The following is a 17,050-nucleotide window of genomic DNA, read 5'->3' as shown; positions in this document are numbered from 1 at the left end:
GCCCTCGCGGGGGCAGGGGGCGGACGGGACGGCGCGCGCGGCTTCTCGATCCGGTCCGCGGCGGTGGCGAGTCGCGATCGGGCGACAGTCTACGCTCGCCGCCCCGGTTCGCGCCAGGGGGCAGGCAGATAACCCAGGACAGGCGTCTTTTCCAGGGCCGTTTCCGGCTGTCGCCGCCGTCGCTCACCTGCTGCGTTGACGCACTGCAGCACGGCGCCTAATGTCCGCGCTCCCCCTGTTCTTTAGAGCAGGATCGCCTTAGGTGGAATCGCTCTGGCGATCCCACCTAAGGCGTGAATCCTACTCTAACCATAGGGCTTAGAGGGCGATTCACGTCTCAGGTGGAAGCCGAACGCTTCCACCTGAGACGATCGCGCTCTAGACGACCCCTAACCGCTGAGGAGCGACCTGTTATGAGCCCCCTCGCCAGGCCGGCGCGTCCCGCCGCGACGCCCGCCAACCCGAACTTTTCCAGCGGTCCCTGCGCCAAGCGCCCCGGCTGGTCTCTGCAGGCTCTGGAGGGGGCTTTCCTCGGCCGCTCCCACCGTGCCAAGGGCGGCAAGGCGAAGCTGGCGGAGGTGATCGAACGCTCCAGACAGCTGCTGGATCTGCCCGAGGATTGGCGACTCGGCATCGTTCCCGCCTCCGACACCGGTGCGGTGGAGATGGCCATGTGGTCGCTGCTGGGTCAGCGCGGAGTCGACCTGCTGGCCTGGGAATCCTTCGGTGCCGGCTGGGTGACGGATGCGGTGAAGCAGTTGAGCCTGACCGACGCGCGTCGGCTGGAGGCGAACTACGGCGCACTGCCCGATCTCAGTCAGGTGGATTGGAGCCGCGACGTGGTCTTTACCTGGAACGGTACGACCTCCGGCGTGCGGGTGCCCGACGGCGGCTGGATTCCGGCCGATCGCGAAGGTCTGGCGATCTGCGACGCGACCTCGGCCGCCTTCGCCATGGACCTGCCTTACGACAAGTTGGATGTGGTCACCTGGTCCTGGCAGAAGGTTCTGGGCGGCGAGGCGGCGCACGGGATGCTGGCGCTTTCCCCGCGCGCCGTCGCGCGCTTGGAGAATTACAGCCCTGCCTGGCCGCTGCCGAAGATTTTCCGGCTGACCAAGGGCGGCAAGCTGATCGAGGGCGTCTTCAAGGGCGAGACGATCAACACGCCCTCTCTGCTGTGCGTAGAAGACGCCCTGGACGGACTGCGCTGGGCCGAGTCGATCGGCGGTCGCGCGGCTCTGATCGCCCGGGCCGAGAGCAATCTGGCGGCCGTCGCCGACTGGGTCGCGGCCAGCGATTGGGCCGATTTTCTGGCCGAGGATCCGGCGACGCGCTCCTGCACCTCGATCTGCCTCAAGGTGGTCGACGGCTGGTTCGCCGGCCTGGCCGCCGAGCAGCAGGCCACCGTCGCCAAGCGGATGGTCGCCCTGTTGGAGGCGGAGGCCGTGGCCTTCGACATCGGCGCCTATCGCGACGCCCCGCCGGGTCTGCGGATCTGGGGCGGAGCGACGGTGGAGTCCGCCGACATCCGAGCCTTGCTGCCCTGGCTCGATTGGGCCTACGCCAGCGTGAAGGCGGAACAGGCAGCCGCCGCCTGATCTCCCCGGCCGGGTCCGATCGGGTATTCGGGCGCCGGCCAGACGAACCTTCGGCTTCGCCCGAACATCCGAGACGATCCCAGAAAACGAGACGTAAAGATCCATGCCTAAGGTCCTGATTGCCGACAAGCTCAGCCCGCTCGCCGTCGAGGTCTTCAAACAACGCGGCCTCGAGGTGGACTTCGAGACCGCGCTCAGCCCCGAGGAGCTGACAGCGCGGGCCGGCGACTACGACGGCATCGCCGTCCGCTCCGCGACCAAATTGACGGCCGAGGTCCTGAAGGCCGGGGCGGCCGGTAAGCTGAAGGTGACGGGCCGCGCCGGTATCGGTGTCGACAACATCGATGTCGAGGCGGCGACGGCCCAGGGCATCGTGGTGATGAACACGCCCTACGGCAATGCCACCACGACGGCGGAGCACACAATCGCGCTGATCTTCGCCTTGGCGCGGCAGATTCCCGCCGCCGACGCTTCGACCCAGGCCGGAAAGTGGGAAAAGTCCCGTTTCATGGGCACGGAACTCACCGGCAAGACGCTCGGCTTGATTGGCTGCGGCAACATCGGGTCCATCGTCGCGGAGCGGGCGCTGGGCCTGCGCATGAAGGTGGTGGCCTACGACCCCTTCCTGTCGAAGGATCGGGCCGTCGACCTGGGCGTCGAGAAGGTCGAGTTGGAGGAGCTGCTGCCCCGTGCCGACGTGATCACCTTGCACGTCCCGATGAACGACCAGACGCGCGGCATCATCGACGCCGAGGCGCTGGCCAAATGCAAGAAAGGCGTGCGCATCATCAACTGCGCGCGCGGCGGCCTGGTGGTGGAGGCCGACCTGAAGGCGGCGCTGGACTCCGGTCAGGTGGCCGGGGCGGCACTCGACGTCTTCGAGATCGAGCCGGCCAAGGAGAACGCCTTGTTCGGCCTGCCGAATCTGGTCTGCACCCCGCATCTCGGCGCCTCCACCACGGAGGCGCAGGAGAACGTGGCTGTGCAGATCGCCGAGCAGATGAGCGACTACCTGCTGAACGGCGCGGTTACCAACGCCATCAACATGCCGTCCCTGACGGCCGAGGACGCCAAGCGCCTGGGCCCCTACATGAGACTGGCCGAGGATCTCGGCTCCTTCGCCGGTCAGCTGACCCGCACCGGCCTGCAGGCCGTGACCATCGAATACGAGGGGCACGTCGCCGAGCTCAACACCCGTCCGCTGACCCAGGCGGCCTTGACTGGACTGCTCCGGCCGATGCTGGATTCCGTCAACATGGTCAACGCGCCGGTGCTGGCCCGCCAGCGGGATATCGAGCTGCGGGAGGTCAAGGACGAGGCGCCGGGCGACTACCAGACCATGATCCGTCTAATGGTCAAGACGGACCGACAGGAACGCGCCGTCTCCGGGACGCTCTTCGGCGGCGACAAGCCGCGCATCGTGGAGATCAAGGGTATCCAGATCGAAGCGCAGCTCTCGCCGCACATGCTCTACACCACGAACGACGACAAGCCCGGTGTGATCGGAGCGTTGACCGGCCTGCTCGCCGAGGAGGGGATCAACATCGCCAGCTTCCACCTGGGTCGCAACGCGCCCGGCGGCGATGCGATCGCCCTGATCGAGCTGGACGACGCCATGAGTCGGGAGACTCTGGAGAAAGTGCGGGCGCTGCCCTCGATCACGCGCGCGGAGTTGCTGCAGTTCCGCTAAGGCGGGATCGCGTATGGCGGACGCCGATTTGATAGGGATCGAAGTTCTGGTCCGGCGGCAGCTTTGATAGGATCGGCCGGCTTCGCCTCTGCTGCCGTCCTGCTGTGCCCCTGTCCTGAAGGAATTCTCCCGTTATGTTCCGCCTCTCCGGACGGCTTCTGGTCGTTTTGACGCTTCTGACGTTTCCGGGGCCAACCTGGGCGGAGAGCTTCGCGGAGCTCGGCATCCGCGTCGCGACCGGCCGGGCGCCGCTGACCGTCGACGCTCCTGTGGCCTTGCCGCCCGAGGCCCTGCAGGACTCGCGCCCGGCCATCGGCGATACCGGTATCGTAAAGGCCCTGCTGATCGCACCGACCGACCGCTACGGTCACGGCGTACTCGGCGACGCTGTCGAGGCCGGCGGCCTGCGCGTGATCACGGACGGTGGTCTGGTCCTGGAAACCCGTCTTCCGCAGGAGGCGGTGTTCGAGGATCTCGTGCCGCGTCTGCTCGACCTGACGGGCGACGGTCGGGATGAGGTGCTGTTGATCAAGGCCTATCGGGATCGCGGCGCAGCACTCGCCCTCTATGGAGCGAGCGGGGACGACCTGCGTCTGCTCGGCGAGACGCCGGCGATCGGCCGCCCCAACCGCTGGCGCAATCCCGCTGGCGCTGGCGACTTCGACGGCGATGGACGGCTGGAACTGGCCGAGGTTCAGACGCCGCATCTCGGCGGTGTCCTGCAGCTCTGGCGATGGGACGACGGCGGCTTTCGGCCGGGCCCGAGCCTCGCTGGCGTATCCAACCATGCGATCGGCAGCCGCGCGCTGGATCTCTCGGCCGTGCTTGACCTGGACGGTGACGGCGACGACGAACTGCTTCTGCCCGAGATGGGGCTGCGCGGTCTCCTGGCGCTCGACCTGCGCGACGGAGCCTGGGTCCGCCTGGCCCGGCTGGAGCACGCGGCCGCCGTTTCCGGAGATTTCGTCCTGGCGGACTTCGACGGCAACGGGCGCGCGGATATCGGCTATCCCTTGGCCGACGGGACCTTCGTTCGGCTGCTGCGCTGACCTCCGAAGACGCCGCTCCGGGGCAAAGGTTTCGCGCTGATGGAGCGGTTCGGAGAGCGGTTCGCTTTCGCGCCGGAAGCAATAAGGCTTCCATTGAGCATCCGAGCGCTCTAGGACATCGCCTGCGGCAGGGCCCGGGGGGGCTCCCGCACGCGGCCGCACCGCAGACAAAGAGGACATATCATGGGTAACGTGGTCGTCGTCGGCTCCCAATGGGGCGACGAAGGCAAGGGCAAGATCGTGGACTGGCTCTCGGAGCGCGCCGATGTCGTCGTGCGATTCCAGGGTGGTCACAATGCCGGGCATACGCTGGTCGTCGGCAACGAGACCTATAAGCTCTCCCTGCTTCCATCCGGCGTCGTGCGGCCGGGCAAGCTCTCGATCATCGGCAATGGCGTGGTGGTCGATCCTTGGGCCCTGGTCGAAGAGATCGAGCGGCTGACCGCGCAGGGTGTCTCGATCACGCCGGACAGCCTCAAGATCGCCGAGAACGCGGCGTTGATCCTGCCGCTGCATGGCGCCGTCGACCGGGCGCGCGAGGTGCGGCGCGGCGACGACAAGATCGGCACGACGGGGCGCGGCATCGGCCCCGCCTATGAAGACAAGGTCGGTCGCCGGGCGATCCGGATCTGCGATCTGTCTGACCGGGATTTGCTCGCCCGGCGTGTGAATTCGCTGCTGGTCCACCACAACGCCCTGTTTCGGGGCCTGGACCTGCCTGAAGTGGAGGCGGAGGAGCTGATCGAGCAGCTGCATGCCGTCGCCCCGAAGATCCAGCCCTATGCCGACCGCGTCTGGCAGCGCCTGGACGAGGCGCGGCGCCAGGGTAAGCGGATCCTCTTCGAGGGCGCTCAGGGGGCCATGCTGGACGTGGATCACGGGACCTATCCCTTCGTGACCTCCTCAAACACCCTAGGCGGTCAGGCCGCCGCCGGATCGGGAGTCGCGCCCGGATCGCTCGGTATGGTTCTCGGTATTACAAAGGCTTACACGACGCGGGTCGGCAGCGGACCCTTTCCGACGGAGCTGGACGACGAGATCGGCCGGCGACTCGGCGAGCGCGGTCACGAGTTCGGAACCGTGACAGGCCGGGCGCGGCGCTGCGGCTGGTTCGACGCCGTCATGGTACGCCAGGCGATCACCATCGGCGGTATCGACGGGATCGCGCTGACCAAGCTCGACGTACTTGATGGCTTCGATGAGCTTCAGGTCTGCACCGGCTACCGGATCGACGGAACGCTGCTCGACCACCTGCCGGCCCAGCCGGCCCAGCAGGCCCGTGCCGAGCCGGTCTACGAACGCTTCGAGGGCTGGTCCGACTCGACCCAGGGTGCACGCTCCTGGGCGGATCTGCCTGCGACGGCGGTTAAGTACATCCGTCGCATCGAGGAGTTGATCGCGGCGCCCGTGGCGCTGCTTTCTACCTCTCCAGAGCGGGACGACACGATTCTGGTACGGGATCCCTTCGGTCCCTGACGGAGGAGCGCTCGCGTTTCCGTTAACCTCACCTTTGCCATCACGCGGCTAGATTGATCGCTGTGGCGCCGTCCAAGCGGCGCTCTTCGTTCATTTCGAGCCGAGACCAGATGGCAACGAGCTCAGCGAGCCCAAACGGCGAGACGATCGCGCTCAACCAGTCTATTGACCTGCTGCCGGGCGAACGGCTTCCGGAGTTCGATTCGCCGCAGGCCGAGGCTTACGGCGCGCGCGAGCGTCAGACCGGCAATCACCTCATGGTCCTGATCGCGCGGCCCGACTTGCCGCCGCGCCGGGATGTCATGGGCAAGCTGGTGCGGCAAGAGCGGATCTCCATGCTCTCCGCGGTCAGCTGGGGCATTGCCGACTGGCCGCCGGCCGGCGGCCAGCGCTTCGTCGCCGTCTTTCCGCGTCCGCGCGGCCGCAGACTGCAGCCGGAGCCCGGCGCGCGCTTCGAGCCCTGGCGCGAGGACGAGATCCTCCGCCGGCTGATCGAGCCGATCACCCCGGTCCTGCGTGACCTCGAAGCGCGCAGCATCACCCATCGCGCGATCCGGGCGGACAATATCTTCCGTGAAGGCTCGGCGGAGAGCACCTGCATGCTCGGCGAGTGCGTCATGGCGCCGCCGGCCATGGACCAGCCCACGATCTATGAGCCGATCGAGGGCATGCTGGCCTTGCCCGGGGGGCGCGGCCGGGGCTTCGCCGCGGACGACCTCTATGCGTTGGGGGTCACGATCGCGGTTTTGCTGGCTGGCGGCGATCCCCTCGAGGATATGGATGAACAGGCTCGGGTCGAGTCGAAGATTCACCGCGGCTCCTACGCAACGCTGATCGGTCGAACCCGTCTGTCGCTCCCGATGATGGAGGTTTTGCGAGGCCTGCTCTGCGATCAGCGGATAGAGCGCTGGACGCTGCACGACCTCGAACTCTGGCTGGGTGGACGCCGCTTGAGTCCGAAGCAGCCGAGCCTCCCGATTCGCGGGCAGCGGCCTTACTCGGTCGAAGGACAGAGCCACTGGTCGGCACGCGCCGTTGCCGCTGCGCTGTCGACCAACTGGGATGCCGGCGTCGCCGCGATTCAGCGCAACGATCTGTCGACTTGGGTTCGCCGGGCCTTATCCGATGAGGAGTTGGCCGAGCGCGTCGCCTCTGCGGCCGGGGCAAGCGCCGGATCGTCGCGCGGCGGCGGGCTTCGAGACCGTGCGGTCTCGCGCGTGCTGATGGCGCTCGACCCCCCGGCTCCGCTTCGTTTGCGCGGCTTTGCGTCTGATATCGATGCGGTCGGTCAAGCGCTCAGCGTGCACTACGGCGATGCGGACCTGCGGCAGGCCTTCGGCGAGATGGTTCAGGCGAAGCTTCCGCAAACTTGGCTCGATTCCCAACTCCTCAGCCGGTCCGAGCACGGCATGCTGCGCAAGTCGTTCGACGTGATGCACCATTTCATGTCGCGCAGCGAGGCCGGCTGTGGGATCGAACGCTGCCTCTACGAATACAACGAACACCAGCCTTGCCTTTCGCCGATCCTGGAAGGCGACTACGTCTCCGAAAGCGCCGATCTGCTGCCCGCGCTGGAGCGCATCGCCGCCAGCGGAAACGTGCCGGACTCGCCGATCGACCGGCATGTCGCCGCCTTCGCCTGCGCGCGCGTTAAGGGCATTCCAGATCGTCTTCTGCGCGCGATGGCGGACGGCGACAACCCGACTCTACAGCAGCTCTCGATTGCCTACTTTCTTGCGGAGGTGCAGCGCTCGACGGGTCAGTCGGGCTTTCCGCACCTGTCTGCCTGGATTGCGCGCCTGCTGGCTCCCGTCGTCGAGGCCTTTCACAATCGAGACCGGCGCAAGGCTGCGGCGGAAGCCATCGAGAAGGCGGCGGCCAGCGGCAATCTCTTCGCGCTCGCCCGGGCCGCGGACGATCCCGACTCGCGCGAGCAGGACGAGAGCGGTTTCGCTCAGGCGCGCGCCGAATATGCCTCCATGGCACAGGAAATCGCCGAACTCGAGTCCGGCAAGCTGCTCGATCCCCAACACGTGCGCCTGCGTAGCCGCCAGGCCTCGTCCCTGGTGGCCGGTTGCGTTTCCAGTCTCGGCCTGCTGCTCCTAACGGTCCTCTACGTGACATGAACCAGCCCCAGCTCAGCCCACGCGAAACGACCCCGGCTTGGGTCAAGGCGCTCGGCGCGATCTTCGCGCTGCCGATCCTGGCCGTGCTGCTGCCCAGCCTGCTGGTTCTCTCCGTCTGCCTGCTGCCGACGTTGGGCGCCTACGTGGCGGACCGCTATCGCGACAAGTCGCTCGCCATCACTGTTGGAATGCTCAACATCTGCGGTGCCTTGCCGGCGCTGGGCCAGCTCTGGTCGCGCGGCCAGACGCTGATCGCCGCCGGCGACGTGCTAGGCGATGTCTTTCTCTGGCTGGTGGCCTATGGCGCGGCCGGTATCGGCTGGCTTCTCTTCACGATGATGCCGCCCATCGTCACGACCTACCTGAGCCTCAGCGGCACGGCGCGTGCGCAGGAGCTGCGCGAGCGTCAGGAGAAGCTGATCGAGACCTGGGGCAAGGAGGTTGCCGATCAGGGCGAGAGCGAAGAGCCGGTCGAGGACGAGGCGGAATAGCCTCCGAGTCTCGCCATCGGCGGGGCCCTTCTACGGCGCTTCCTCGACTGCCGGCAAGGCTGCTCTTATCACAAGGTTAGAGGGCGATTCACGTCTCAGGCGGAAGCCAAACGCTTCCACCTGAGACGATCACGCTCTAGGACCTCGTGCTTCAGTTCAGAGCCAGTTTTTGCTCGATGGCTGCATTGCGGATCGACTTCTGCAGTTTCTCGAAGGCGCGCACTTCGATCTGGCGAACGCGTTCCCGGCTGATCCCGTACTCCTGGCTGAGGTCCTCCAGGGTGGTGGGGTTTTCGGTCAGCCGGCGCTCGGTCAGGATATGACGCTCGCGATCGTTCAGGGTTTCCATCGCCTTGAACAACAGTTCCCGGCGCTTACCCAACTCCTCGCTCTCGGCCAGCCTGATTTCCTGGCTGTCGGTCTCGTCCATCAGCCAGTCCTGCCATTCGCCGTCGCCGTCGACACGCAGCGGCGCATTCAGCGAATGGTCGGGGGCGGCGAGGCGCCGGTTCATGGAGATCACGTCCTGCTCCGGCACGTCGAGCTGTTCGGCGATGCGCGCAACCTGCTCTGGCTTTAGGTCGCCTTCCTCGATCGCCTGCATCTGACCCTTCAGCTTACGCAGGTTGAAGAAAAGCTTCTTCTGTGCGGCCGTGGTGCCCATCTTCACCAGGGACCAGGAGTGCAGGATGTATTCCTGGATCGCAGCGCGGATCCACCACATCGCGTAGGTCGCCAGCCGGAAGCCGCGCTCTGGGTCGAAGCGTTTGACGGCCTGCATCATGCCGACGTTGCCTTCGCTGATCAGCTCGGACAGCGGCAGTCCGTAGCCGCGATAGCCCATCGCGATCTTGGCGACGAGACGCAGGTGGCTGGTGACGAGCTTGTGCGCCGCGTCGACCTCCTCCCGTTCGGCCCAACGCTTGGCCAGCATGTACTCCTCGTTGGCCTCGAGCATCGGGAACTTGCGGATGTCCTGAAGGTAACGGCCGAGATTGTTCTCGCTGACCGCCATCGGGATGTTCTGCCGACCCATGCTCATATCGTTGCTCCCTTGCGTGTTGCCCGACGGGCCAGATCCTGGCCGCCGACCGTCGCCTCGCGAATTCTGACCGTTTTGGTCGGAATTGTCGTCATCTTAAATTGATTCCAAACAGGTGATCAAGCCTTTCAGATCGTCGGAAAGTTCGCTTTCGAAATACAGCATCTCCCCCGAAGCCGGATGCTCAAAACCTAGCGACTTGGCATGGAGTGCCTGACGGCCCAGCGCCGTTACCCGCTCCTGCGCTGGACGCGGCAGACGCTGCAGCAACGCCGGTTTCGCGCGGCCGTAGAGCGGATCGCCGAGCAGGGGGTGTCCCAGATGAGTCATATGTACACGAATTTGATGGGTTCGCCCGGTCAAGAGCCGACACTCCACCAGGCTGACGGCACCCTCGGCATAGCTGGCCAAGACCCGGTAGCGCGTGGTCGCCGCTTTGCCGTTGCGTGCGACGACGGCCATTTTCTTGCGATTTTGCGGATGACGCCCGATGTCGGCCACGATTTCACCCTCCGTCGGCCGAGGACGGCCCCAGACCAGAGCGTAATAGCGGCGGGCGATGCTGCGCGCTGTGAACTGCGTCACCAGTGCGTCCTGGGCCCTCTGCGTCTTGGCGGCGACCAACAGGCCGGAGGTGTCCTTGTCCAGGCGATGCACGATGCCGGGGCGGCCGACGCCGCCGATCCCCGTCAGCTCGCTGCCGCAGTGGGCCAGCAGGGCGTTGACCAGGGTCGAGTCCGGGTTGCCGGGTGCGGGGTGCACCACCAGTCCGGCGGGCTTGTTCACCACGATCACCTCCGGGTCCTCGTGGACCACGTCGAGCGGGAGCGCCTGTGGCTCCGGCTCTGCTTCAACGGTTTCGGGGATTTCGATGGCGAAAGTTTGACCGGGTTTGACCCGAAATGAGGCCTCTTCTATCGTCGCGCCGGCGGCGCTGACCGCGCCGCTCTCGATCAGCGCCTTCGTCCGGCTGCGGGACAGTCCCGGCAGGTGGCGCGCGAGCAGGCGGTCCAGCCGTTCGCCGATCTCGGCTTCTAGCACCTGGACTTCGTATCGCCCTGCGGTCGGGGGTGTCGGCTCGGTCATCGTAAAACAGAAGGAAGCGCAAGCGGTGGCGGCACTCAAGGCCCACTTTGCCCTCAAGGCCCTCGTGATCCTGCTCGGGCTGGTCATCCTGGTGCTGTTGGGGGCCGTGGTGTTCGGGCTTCTTCGGCAGGCCGAACAGCTCGCGACCGAGCCCGAAGCAGAAAGCGAAGCCGTCTCGTGGGGATCGGGTCCCCTTCGAACGGCCGATCCGGCCGAACTGGAGATCGCCGTTCCGGTCGGCTGCCTGCTGGCGGAATCTCACTTCGCCGAAGACCTCCTGGTCCTGCGTCTCGACGGTCCGGCCGAGCGCGGGTGTCAGCAGGTCGTTCTCGTCGATCCCGCCGCCGGGGTCGTGGTCGCACGCGTCAGTCTCGCACCTGAGCGCTGAGGGCCGATGGCCTTGCTGGCCCGGCCGGCGCTGAACAACGGTTCGCGCGTCTAACGCCCTTTCGGGTGGGGCTACCTCGTTTTCCAGGAGACTTAGAGAGATGAACTTCGCTTCCGACAACGTGACCGGGGCCTGTCCGGCGGTTCTGGATGCGCTGATCGCGGCGAACGACGGTGCCGCGACGCCTTACGGCGACGACCCCTGGACGGCCCGGGTTCAGGATCGCCTGCGCGCGCTGTTCGACAAGCCGGATCTGCTCGCCTTTCCGGTGGCGACGGGAACGGCGGCGAACGCCCTGGCTCTGGCCGCGTTGTCGCCGCCCTACGGCGCGATCTACTGCCATCGCGACGCCCACATCAACGTCGACGAATGCGGCGCCCCGGAACTCTACACCGGCGGTGCGAAGCTGGTTCCTCTGCCCGGTGAGGGGGCCAAGATCGCGTCCGACAGTCTCGCGCAGGCCGTGCGCGGACAGGGCGTCGTCCATCATGTCCAGCCGGCGGCCGTCAGCATCACCCAGGCCACCGAGGCCGGTTGCGTCTACCGGCCGGAGGAGGTGGCGGCGCTGGCGGAAACGGCGCGTTCCAAGGGGCTGAAACTGCATATGGACGGGGCGCGCTTCGCCAATGCCGTCGCCGCGCTGGCCGTATCGCCGGCCGAGGTCACCTGGAAGGCCGGGGTCGACGTGCTTTCTTTCGGGGCGACGAAGAACGGCTGTCTGGCCGCCGAGGCGGTCGTGTTCTTCCGGCCCGAGTTGGCGCAGGCCTTCGCCTTCCATAGAAAGCGCGCCGGCCACCTCCTGTCGAAGGGGCGCGTCGTCTCCGCGCAGCTCGAAGCCTATCTGACCGACGGTCTCTGGCTCGAAAACGCGCGCCACGCCAACGCCATGGCCCGGCACCTGGCCGAGGGGCTGGCCACGGTTCCGGGCTGCCGCCTTGTGTTTCCGGTCGAGGCCAACGAGGTCTTCACCGAGCTGTCCGAAGCCGTCCTTACGGCCCTGCAGGCGGCCGGCATACGCTTCATCGACGGGTTTCCGGGGCCGGGCGTACAGCGCTTCGTCTGCGCCTGGAACACCCGAATCGAAGACGTACGAACCCTCGTCGGCACCGCGCAGACCGCTGCTCATGTGGCGCCTGCGCAGGCTGGAAGGGGCGGGGGGTGATGCCTGGCCTCATGCCCGAAATATCAACCGGACCCTGGCGCGGCTGCCTGATCCGGCCTTGAGATTCAGCGGCAAGTTGTTAGATATTGACCGGCTCAACTTTTGTTTGTCGCAGTGATGTCACAGTTTCCAGGGCATATCGGGGCGGAGCTATCCGTAGTGTTCCGGTGTGATGAACTGCGCGATGAACTGCTGGAATAAGGAGATACAATCGATGTCCAGCCTCGTGACTCCTTCGGCCACCCAAAGCGCGGCCTCCCGGCCCCTGCGTCGTCTGGCGCTCGCCTCCGGCCTGCTGCTGGCCTTGGCCGCGACCGGGTGTTCCGGACTGAACGAAACCGAGCAGCGGACCCTGACCGGTGGTGCGATCGGTGCCGGTGTCGGCACCGTCGGCACGGTCATCACTGGCGGCTGCGTAGCCTGCGGCGCCGCCGTCGGCGGCGCGGTCGGTGCCGGCGTCGGCTATCTCTCGGACAAGCTCGACAACGATAACTGATCCCGAGTCCCGACTGCCGTCGAGTTGGTCGGCATGCGGCCGCCGCCCGAAAGCGGGTCGGCGGCCGCATCGCGTTCGGCGACACCACACGCCGTCTTTGCATCCGGTTCTTGCATCCGGCTTGCGACTTCGCTATATCGCCGCCCTTCGCAGGTGATGCGAAGGTCCGCGCCCGCTTGGGGCTCGCGGGCCGCACCTTGGGTCCCCATCGTCTAGAGGCCTAGGACACCACCCTCTCAAGGTGGAGACACGGGTTCGACTCCCGTTGGGGACGCCACGGTTTCATCGAGAGAATTCAACGATTTGGTCGCGACTGCGCAGGCTTTGGCATGCGTGAGCGGTGAGGGACCCTGCGTGCAGGGACGTGCAAAATCGCTGCGCGCTTTTTCTATCGGCCTTCGTAGCTGGCGCTTGCGATCAACGCTTCAATCTTTGGCAATGCGGTTGCCTGTTTGTAAGGCCTGCGCTTTCGAACCAACCCGTTCCTCTTAGGCAAGTCAGATTGCCTCCCCAAGGAAGGGATGTTAAAGCGATGGTTCAAATCAGGAATTCTCGGCTTTCAAGCGATTACAAGCCGTCTGAGCAGGGTCTCTTGTGTCGCTCCAGAGGTCGATAGCGTTTCGCCGAAGGGTCATTCATCTCAACACTACGGTCGCAAGAAAAAGGGAGCCCCGAGTGTTCGGCGCTTTCAGGTTTGACGCGACGGGATTTGCCAAGTTTTTAAACGATGATGGATAAACGCCGCTTCGCTCTTATCGGAGCCGCCGGATATGTCGCTGTCCGGCACATGCAGGCCATAAAGGCGGTTGATGGCGATCTGGTTGTCGCCCTCGATCCGAACGACTCCGTGGGCGTGATCGACCGGTACTTTCCGTCATCGGACTTCTTCGTCGAGTTTGAGCGTTTCGACCGACATGTGGATCTTCTCCGGCGACGGGGCGAAGCGGTGGACTACGTTTCGATTTGTTCGCCGAACTACATGCACGACGCGCATGTGCGCTTCGCCTTGCGCTCGGACGCCGATGCGATTTGCGAGAAGCCTCTGGTTCTGAACCCCTGGAACATCGACGGCCTCGCCGAACTTCAGGAAAGCACCGGACGGCGGGTCAGCACGATCCTTCAACTGCGGCACCACCCCTCTATCGTCGCTCTGCGTGACCGCGTCAGTCGCAGTCGCGAAACCCATCGGGTCGAGCTCACCTACGTCACATCGCGCGGGCGCTGGTACGGGATTTCCTGGAAGGGCGACGAACGCCGCTCCGGCGGAATCGCAACCAACATCGGTGTGCATTTCTTCGACATGCTGGTCTTCGTGTTCGGCGCGGTGCGCCGCAACCACGTTCACCTGCGCGAGGACGACAAGATGGCAGGATTCCTGGAGCTGGAACGCGCCACGGTGCCCTGGTTCCTGTCGATCGACCGTGGGGACCTGCCCGATGGCCTTGCGGAGGACCAGACCACCTTTCGCTCCATCACGGTCGATGGCGAGGCCTTCGAGTTCTCGGGCGGCTTCACCGACCTGCATACGGTCAGCTACGAGTCGATCCTGGCAGGTGACGGGTTCGGTCTGGAGGACGTCCGGCCCTCCATCGAGATCGTCTCGCAACTCCGCAACGCGCCGCTCGAGCCGACCGCAGGTGAGCGACATTCCCGTCTCAGGGACATGAAGGCGTGAGCGGCCTGAACCGGGACGAGCGGTTCGGCGGCGTGCTGATTCACGACTCCAGCTTCGTGGACGATCCAGTCGAGATCGGTGAAGGAACGAAGATCTGGCATTTCTGCCACATCCTGCCGAACACCCGGATCGGTGCGAACTGCTCCTTCGGCCAGAACGTCATGGCGGGGCCCGACGTCACCATCGGCTCGGGTTGTAAGATTCAGAACAACGTCTCGCTCTACCGCGGCGTGGTCCTGGAAGAGGATGTCTTCTGCGGGCCGAGTTGCGTCTTCACGAACGTGAACACACCCCGGGCCCACGTGGAGCGTAAAGACGAGTTTCTAGAGACCCGCGTGCGCAAAGGCGCGACGATCGGCGCGAATGCGACCATCGTTTGCGGAGTTACACTCGGCGAATACTGCTTCGTTGGGGCGGGCGCCGTCGTTACACGGGACGTTGCCGCCTTTTCCCTGGTCGTCGGGCAGCCGGCGCGACATATCGGCTGGGTGAGCCACGACGGCGAAAGGCTCGGTCCCGATCTCGTCTGCCCGCGTTCGGGCCGCCGCTACGCGGCGGCGCCCGGTGACGGGCTGACCGAAATCGCCAGCCAGTAGGCAGAAGCGACGACCTATGACTGCACATCCGCCCATCCGCCTCAACGACCTCGACGCTCAACGGCGCCGGATCGGCGATGCCGTCGACGCGGCCGTCAAGCGGGTCATGGACCACGGCCAGTTCATCATGGGGCCGGAGGTTGCCGCGCTGGAGACAGCGCTCGAGGCTTTCTGCGACGCCCGTCACGTCGTCAGCTGCAGCAACGGCACCGACGCGCTCGTTCTGGCGCTTCGGGCGAAGTCCGTCGGCCCGGGCGACGCCGTCATCGTTCCGTCCTTTACCTTTGCGGCCAGTGCCGAGGCGGTGGCGCTGGTCTCCGCGAGCCCGGTCTTCGCCGATATCGACCCCGGCACGTTCAATCTGGACCCCGACTCGGTCGAAGATGCCATTCGAACCGCGCGGACTGCCGGTCTTCGGCCGGTGGCCATCATTGCCGTCGATCTCTTCGGCCAGCCGGCCGATTATCGCGCCCTGACCCAGATCGCGGAGGACCAGGGCCTCTGGCTGCTTGCCGATGCCGCGCAAAGTCTCGGTGCGCGATACCACAATCGGCCGGTCGGGAGCCTGGCACCGCTCACGACTGCCAGCTTCTTCCCAGCGAAACCGCTTGGCTGCTACGGCGACGGCGGGGCCGTTCTGACGGACGACGAAGAGACCGCGACCCTGCTTCGGAGTCTGCGGGTTCACGGCAAGGGCGATCATAAGTACGACAATGTCCGAATCGGTCAGAATGCGCGGCTGGATACCCTTCAGGCGGCCGTGCTTCTCGAGAAGCTCAAGGTCTTTCCGGAGGAGATCGAGGCAAGAAACCAGGTGGCGGACCGCTACCGACTCGGCTTGAGCGACCTGGTCGAGACGCCGTCCGTCGTCGAGGGGTGCCAGTCGGTTTGGGCGCAGTATACCATCCGGGTTCCGGACGGGCGACGGGACTCCCTGGCCGCCCATCTGGCTGCACGAGAGATCTCGACCGCGATTTACTACCCAAAGCCCTTGCATCGCCAAAAGGCCTATGAGAACTACCAGATGGCATCGGGGGGCCTGCCTGCGTCTGAGAAGGCTGCAGGCGAAGTTCTGTCATTGCCAATGCATCCTTATCTCGATGTGGAGTCGCAGGACCGCGTCTTGGAAGCCCTCCGCGATGCAATGGCGACCTCTTGAGTTTCGGGACTGTCGTTTATGGATTTGAGCGGAAAGAAGCTCGTCGTGATCGGCGGAGCGGGCCTGATCGGGTCGCACACGGTCGATTTGCTGACGAAGGAAGATGTCGCCGAGATCGTCATCTACGACAACTTCGTCCGAGGCACGCGTGAGAACCTTGAAGGCGCGCTGAAGGACCCGCGTGTTCGAATCTTCGAGGCCGGAGGGGATATCACCCAGACCGACATCCTCGACGCCGCGGTCGAGGGAGCCGACGGCGTTTTCCTCTTCGCCGCTCTCTGGCTGCTGCAATGCCACGAGTTTCCCCGCACGGCCTTCGACGTCAACGTCAAGGGCACCTTCAACGTCTTCGACGCCTGCGTGCGCAAGGGCGTGAAGCGGCTGGTCTATTCGTCCTCGGCGTCGGTCTATGGCGACGCCGTCGAAGAACCGATGACGGAAGACCATCCCTTCAACAACAAGAACTTCTATGGCGCGACCAAGATCGCAGCGGAGGCGATGGCGACTGCCTATCACCATCGCTACGGCCTCCATTTCGTCGGTCTGCGCTATATGAACGTCTACGGCCCGCGCCAGGACTATCACGGCGCCTACATCGCCGTGATCATGAAGATGCTCGATGCGATCGACCGGGGCGAAGGGCCGACCATTCTGGGGGATGGGAGCGAGGCGTTCGATTTCGTCGCCGTCGAGGACTGTGCCCTCGCCAACATCTGTTCCATGACCGCCGATACGACGGCGCGCTTCTACAATGTCGGGACCGGCAAAAGGACATCTTTGAAGGAGCTTGCCGAGGCCCTTCTGCAGCTGACCGGCTCCAACCAGGCCATCAATTATGCGCCCAGAAGTCAGGCCACCCTGGTGAGAAACCGAATCGGTTCGCCTCTGCGTGCCGCGGAGGAGATCGGCTTTACAGCGGAGGTTTCCCTGGAGGAGGGCTTGCGGCGCCTGATCGAGTGGCGCAAGAACCACAAGGAACAGGTCGCGGCCAGGCAGCAGAAAGCCCCCGTCTGACC

At 65.5% G+C, this 17,050-nt stretch carries 15 protein-coding genes and 1 tRNA gene; 14 read left to right on the top strand and 2 right to left on the bottom strand.

What is annotated here, in order from left to right; genetic code table 11:
• The first annotated feature begins 413 nt into the window (after positions 1-413).
• The 6 genes from ACO054_RS12325 (at position 414) to ACO054_RS12300 (ending at position 8,430) form a co-directional block, all read left to right on the top strand.
• The gene (locus ACO054_RS12325; RefSeq protein WP_421706878.1) at positions 414-1,598 is read left to right on the top strand and encodes a phosphoserine transaminase; all 1,185 of its coding nucleotides are present in this window, start codon (positions 414-416) and stop codon (positions 1,596-1,598) included.
• 103 nt (positions 1,599-1,701) lie between these two features.
• Positions 1,702-3,288, top strand: coding sequence for a phosphoglycerate dehydrogenase (serA, locus tag ACO054_RS12320; protein WP_421706877.1), 1,587 nt, complete (start codon positions 1,702-1,704; stop codon positions 3,286-3,288).
• A 134-nt stretch (positions 3,289-3,422) separates the two neighbouring features.
• Positions 3,423-4,337: an FG-GAP repeat domain-containing protein gene (locus tag ACO054_RS12315; RefSeq protein WP_421706876.1), complete on the top strand. Its 915-nt coding sequence runs from the start codon at positions 3,423-3,425 to the stop codon at positions 4,335-4,337.
• 183 nt (positions 4,338-4,520) lie between these two features.
• Complete coding sequence (locus tag ACO054_RS12310; RefSeq protein WP_421706875.1) at positions 4,521-5,813, top strand: adenylosuccinate synthase; 1,293 nt, start codon at positions 4,521-4,523, stop codon at positions 5,811-5,813.
• Between the two features lie 110 nt (positions 5,814-5,923).
• A complete protein-coding gene (locus ACO054_RS12305; RefSeq protein ID WP_421706874.1) occupies positions 5,924-7,939 on the top strand; it encodes a hypothetical protein in 2,016 nt (671 codons plus the stop codon).
• On the top strand, positions 7,936-8,430 hold the full coding sequence (locus ACO054_RS12300; RefSeq protein WP_421706873.1) for a hypothetical protein: 495 nt from the start codon (positions 7,936-7,938) through the stop codon (positions 8,428-8,430). The genes ACO054_RS12305 and ACO054_RS12300 overlap by 4 nt, the downstream gene beginning before the upstream one ends.
• A 151-nt stretch (positions 8,431-8,581) precedes the next feature.
• Here ACO054_RS12300 and rpoH read toward each other — a convergent pair whose 3' ends face one another.
• Together rpoH and ACO054_RS12290 are read right to left on the bottom strand one after the other, a co-directional pair.
• Complete coding sequence (gene rpoH / locus ACO054_RS12295) at positions 8,582-9,466, bottom strand: RNA polymerase sigma factor RpoH (RefSeq protein WP_421710359.1); 885 nt, start codon at positions 9,464-9,466, stop codon at positions 8,582-8,584.
• 102 nt (positions 9,467-9,568) lie between these two features.
• Positions 9,569-10,513: an RluA family pseudouridine synthase gene (locus ACO054_RS12290; RefSeq protein WP_421706872.1), complete on the bottom strand. Its 945-nt coding sequence runs from the start codon at positions 10,511-10,513 to the stop codon at positions 9,569-9,571.
• A 70-nt stretch (positions 10,514-10,583) separates the two neighbouring features.
• Here ACO054_RS12290 and ACO054_RS12285 point away from each other — a divergent pair, with 70 nt between their 5' ends.
• From ACO054_RS12285 to ACO054_RS12250, 8 genes are all read left to right on the top strand, one after another.
• A complete protein-coding gene (locus ACO054_RS12285; protein WP_421706871.1) occupies positions 10,584-10,946 on the top strand; it encodes a hypothetical protein in 363 nt (120 codons plus the stop codon).
• A gap of 100 nt (positions 10,947-11,046) precedes the next feature.
• Positions 11,047-12,108: a threonine aldolase family protein gene (locus ACO054_RS12280; RefSeq protein WP_421706870.1), complete on the top strand. Its 1,062-nt coding sequence runs from the start codon at positions 11,047-11,049 to the stop codon at positions 12,106-12,108.
• 214 nt (positions 12,109-12,322) lie between these two features.
• The gene (locus ACO054_RS12275) at positions 12,323-12,604 is read left to right on the top strand and encodes a hypothetical protein (protein WP_421706869.1); all 282 of its coding nucleotides are present in this window, start codon (positions 12,323-12,325) and stop codon (positions 12,602-12,604) included.
• A gap of 201 nt (positions 12,605-12,805) precedes the next feature.
• Positions 12,806-12,881: transfer RNA gene (locus tag ACO054_RS12270), tRNA-Glu, on the top strand.
• A gap of 450 nt (positions 12,882-13,331) precedes the next feature.
• Positions 13,332-14,279: a Gfo/Idh/MocA family oxidoreductase gene (locus tag ACO054_RS12265; protein ID WP_421706868.1), complete on the top strand. Its 948-nt coding sequence runs from the start codon at positions 13,332-13,334 to the stop codon at positions 14,277-14,279.
• Positions 14,276-14,875, top strand: coding sequence for an acyltransferase (locus tag ACO054_RS12260; RefSeq protein WP_421706867.1), 600 nt, complete (start codon positions 14,276-14,278; stop codon positions 14,873-14,875). The genes ACO054_RS12265 and ACO054_RS12260 overlap by 4 nt, the downstream gene beginning before the upstream one ends.
• 16 nt (positions 14,876-14,891) lie before the next feature.
• The gene (locus ACO054_RS12255) at positions 14,892-16,034 is read left to right on the top strand and encodes a DegT/DnrJ/EryC1/StrS family aminotransferase (RefSeq protein ID WP_421706866.1); all 1,143 of its coding nucleotides are present in this window, start codon (positions 14,892-14,894) and stop codon (positions 16,032-16,034) included.
• An 18-nt stretch (positions 16,035-16,052) separates the two neighbouring features.
• Positions 16,053-17,048: an NAD-dependent epimerase/dehydratase family protein gene (locus ACO054_RS12250; protein ID WP_421706865.1), complete on the top strand. Its 996-nt coding sequence runs from the start codon at positions 16,053-16,055 to the stop codon at positions 17,046-17,048.
• The last annotated feature ends 2 nt before the right edge of the window (positions 17,049-17,050 follow it).

The sequence above is a fragment of the Algihabitans sp. genome (genome assembly GCF_965226985.1).
In the GTDB taxonomy this organism is placed as follows: Bacteria; Pseudomonadota; Alphaproteobacteria; order Kiloniellales; family DSM-21159; genus Algihabitans.
This window is presented reverse-complemented; position numbering and strand designations above follow the sequence as displayed.

Bases quoted from the DNA above. Each gene is read 5' to 3' on its own strand.
- ACO054_RS12315 (WP_421706876.1), top strand. From the start codon at position 3,423: ATGTTCCGCCTCTCCGGACGGCTTCTGGTCGTTTTGACGCTTCTGACG.
- ACO054_RS12265 (WP_421706868.1), top strand. From the start codon at position 13,332: ATGATGGATAAACGCCGCTTCGCTCTTATCGGAGCCGCCGGATATGTC.
- ACO054_RS12250 (WP_421706865.1), top strand. From the start codon at position 16,053: ATGGATTTGAGCGGAAAGAAGCTCGTCGTGATCGGCGGAGCGGGCCTG.
- ACO054_RS12255 (WP_421706866.1), top strand. From the start codon at position 14,892: ATGACTGCACATCCGCCCATCCGCCTCAACGACCTCGACGCTCAACGG.
- ACO054_RS12310 (WP_421706875.1), top strand. From the start codon at position 4,521: ATGGGTAACGTGGTCGTCGTCGGCTCCCAATGGGGCGACGAAGGCAAG.
- rpoH (WP_421710359.1), bottom strand. From the start codon at position 9,466: ATGGGTCGGCAGAACATCCCGATGGCGGTCAGCGAGAACAATCTCGGC.
- ACO054_RS12300 (WP_421706873.1), top strand. From the start codon at position 7,936: ATGAACCAGCCCCAGCTCAGCCCACGCGAAACGACCCCGGCTTGGGTC.
- ACO054_RS12305 (WP_421706874.1), top strand. From the start codon at position 5,924: ATGGCAACGAGCTCAGCGAGCCCAAACGGCGAGACGATCGCGCTCAAC.
- ACO054_RS12275 (WP_421706869.1), top strand. From the start codon at position 12,323: ATGTCCAGCCTCGTGACTCCTTCGGCCACCCAAAGCGCGGCCTCCCGG.
- ACO054_RS12325 (WP_421706878.1), top strand. From the start codon at position 414: ATGAGCCCCCTCGCCAGGCCGGCGCGTCCCGCCGCGACGCCCGCCAAC.
- ACO054_RS12280 (WP_421706870.1), top strand. From the start codon at position 11,047: ATGAACTTCGCTTCCGACAACGTGACCGGGGCCTGTCCGGCGGTTCTG.
- serA (WP_421706877.1), top strand. From the start codon at position 1,702: ATGCCTAAGGTCCTGATTGCCGACAAGCTCAGCCCGCTCGCCGTCGAG.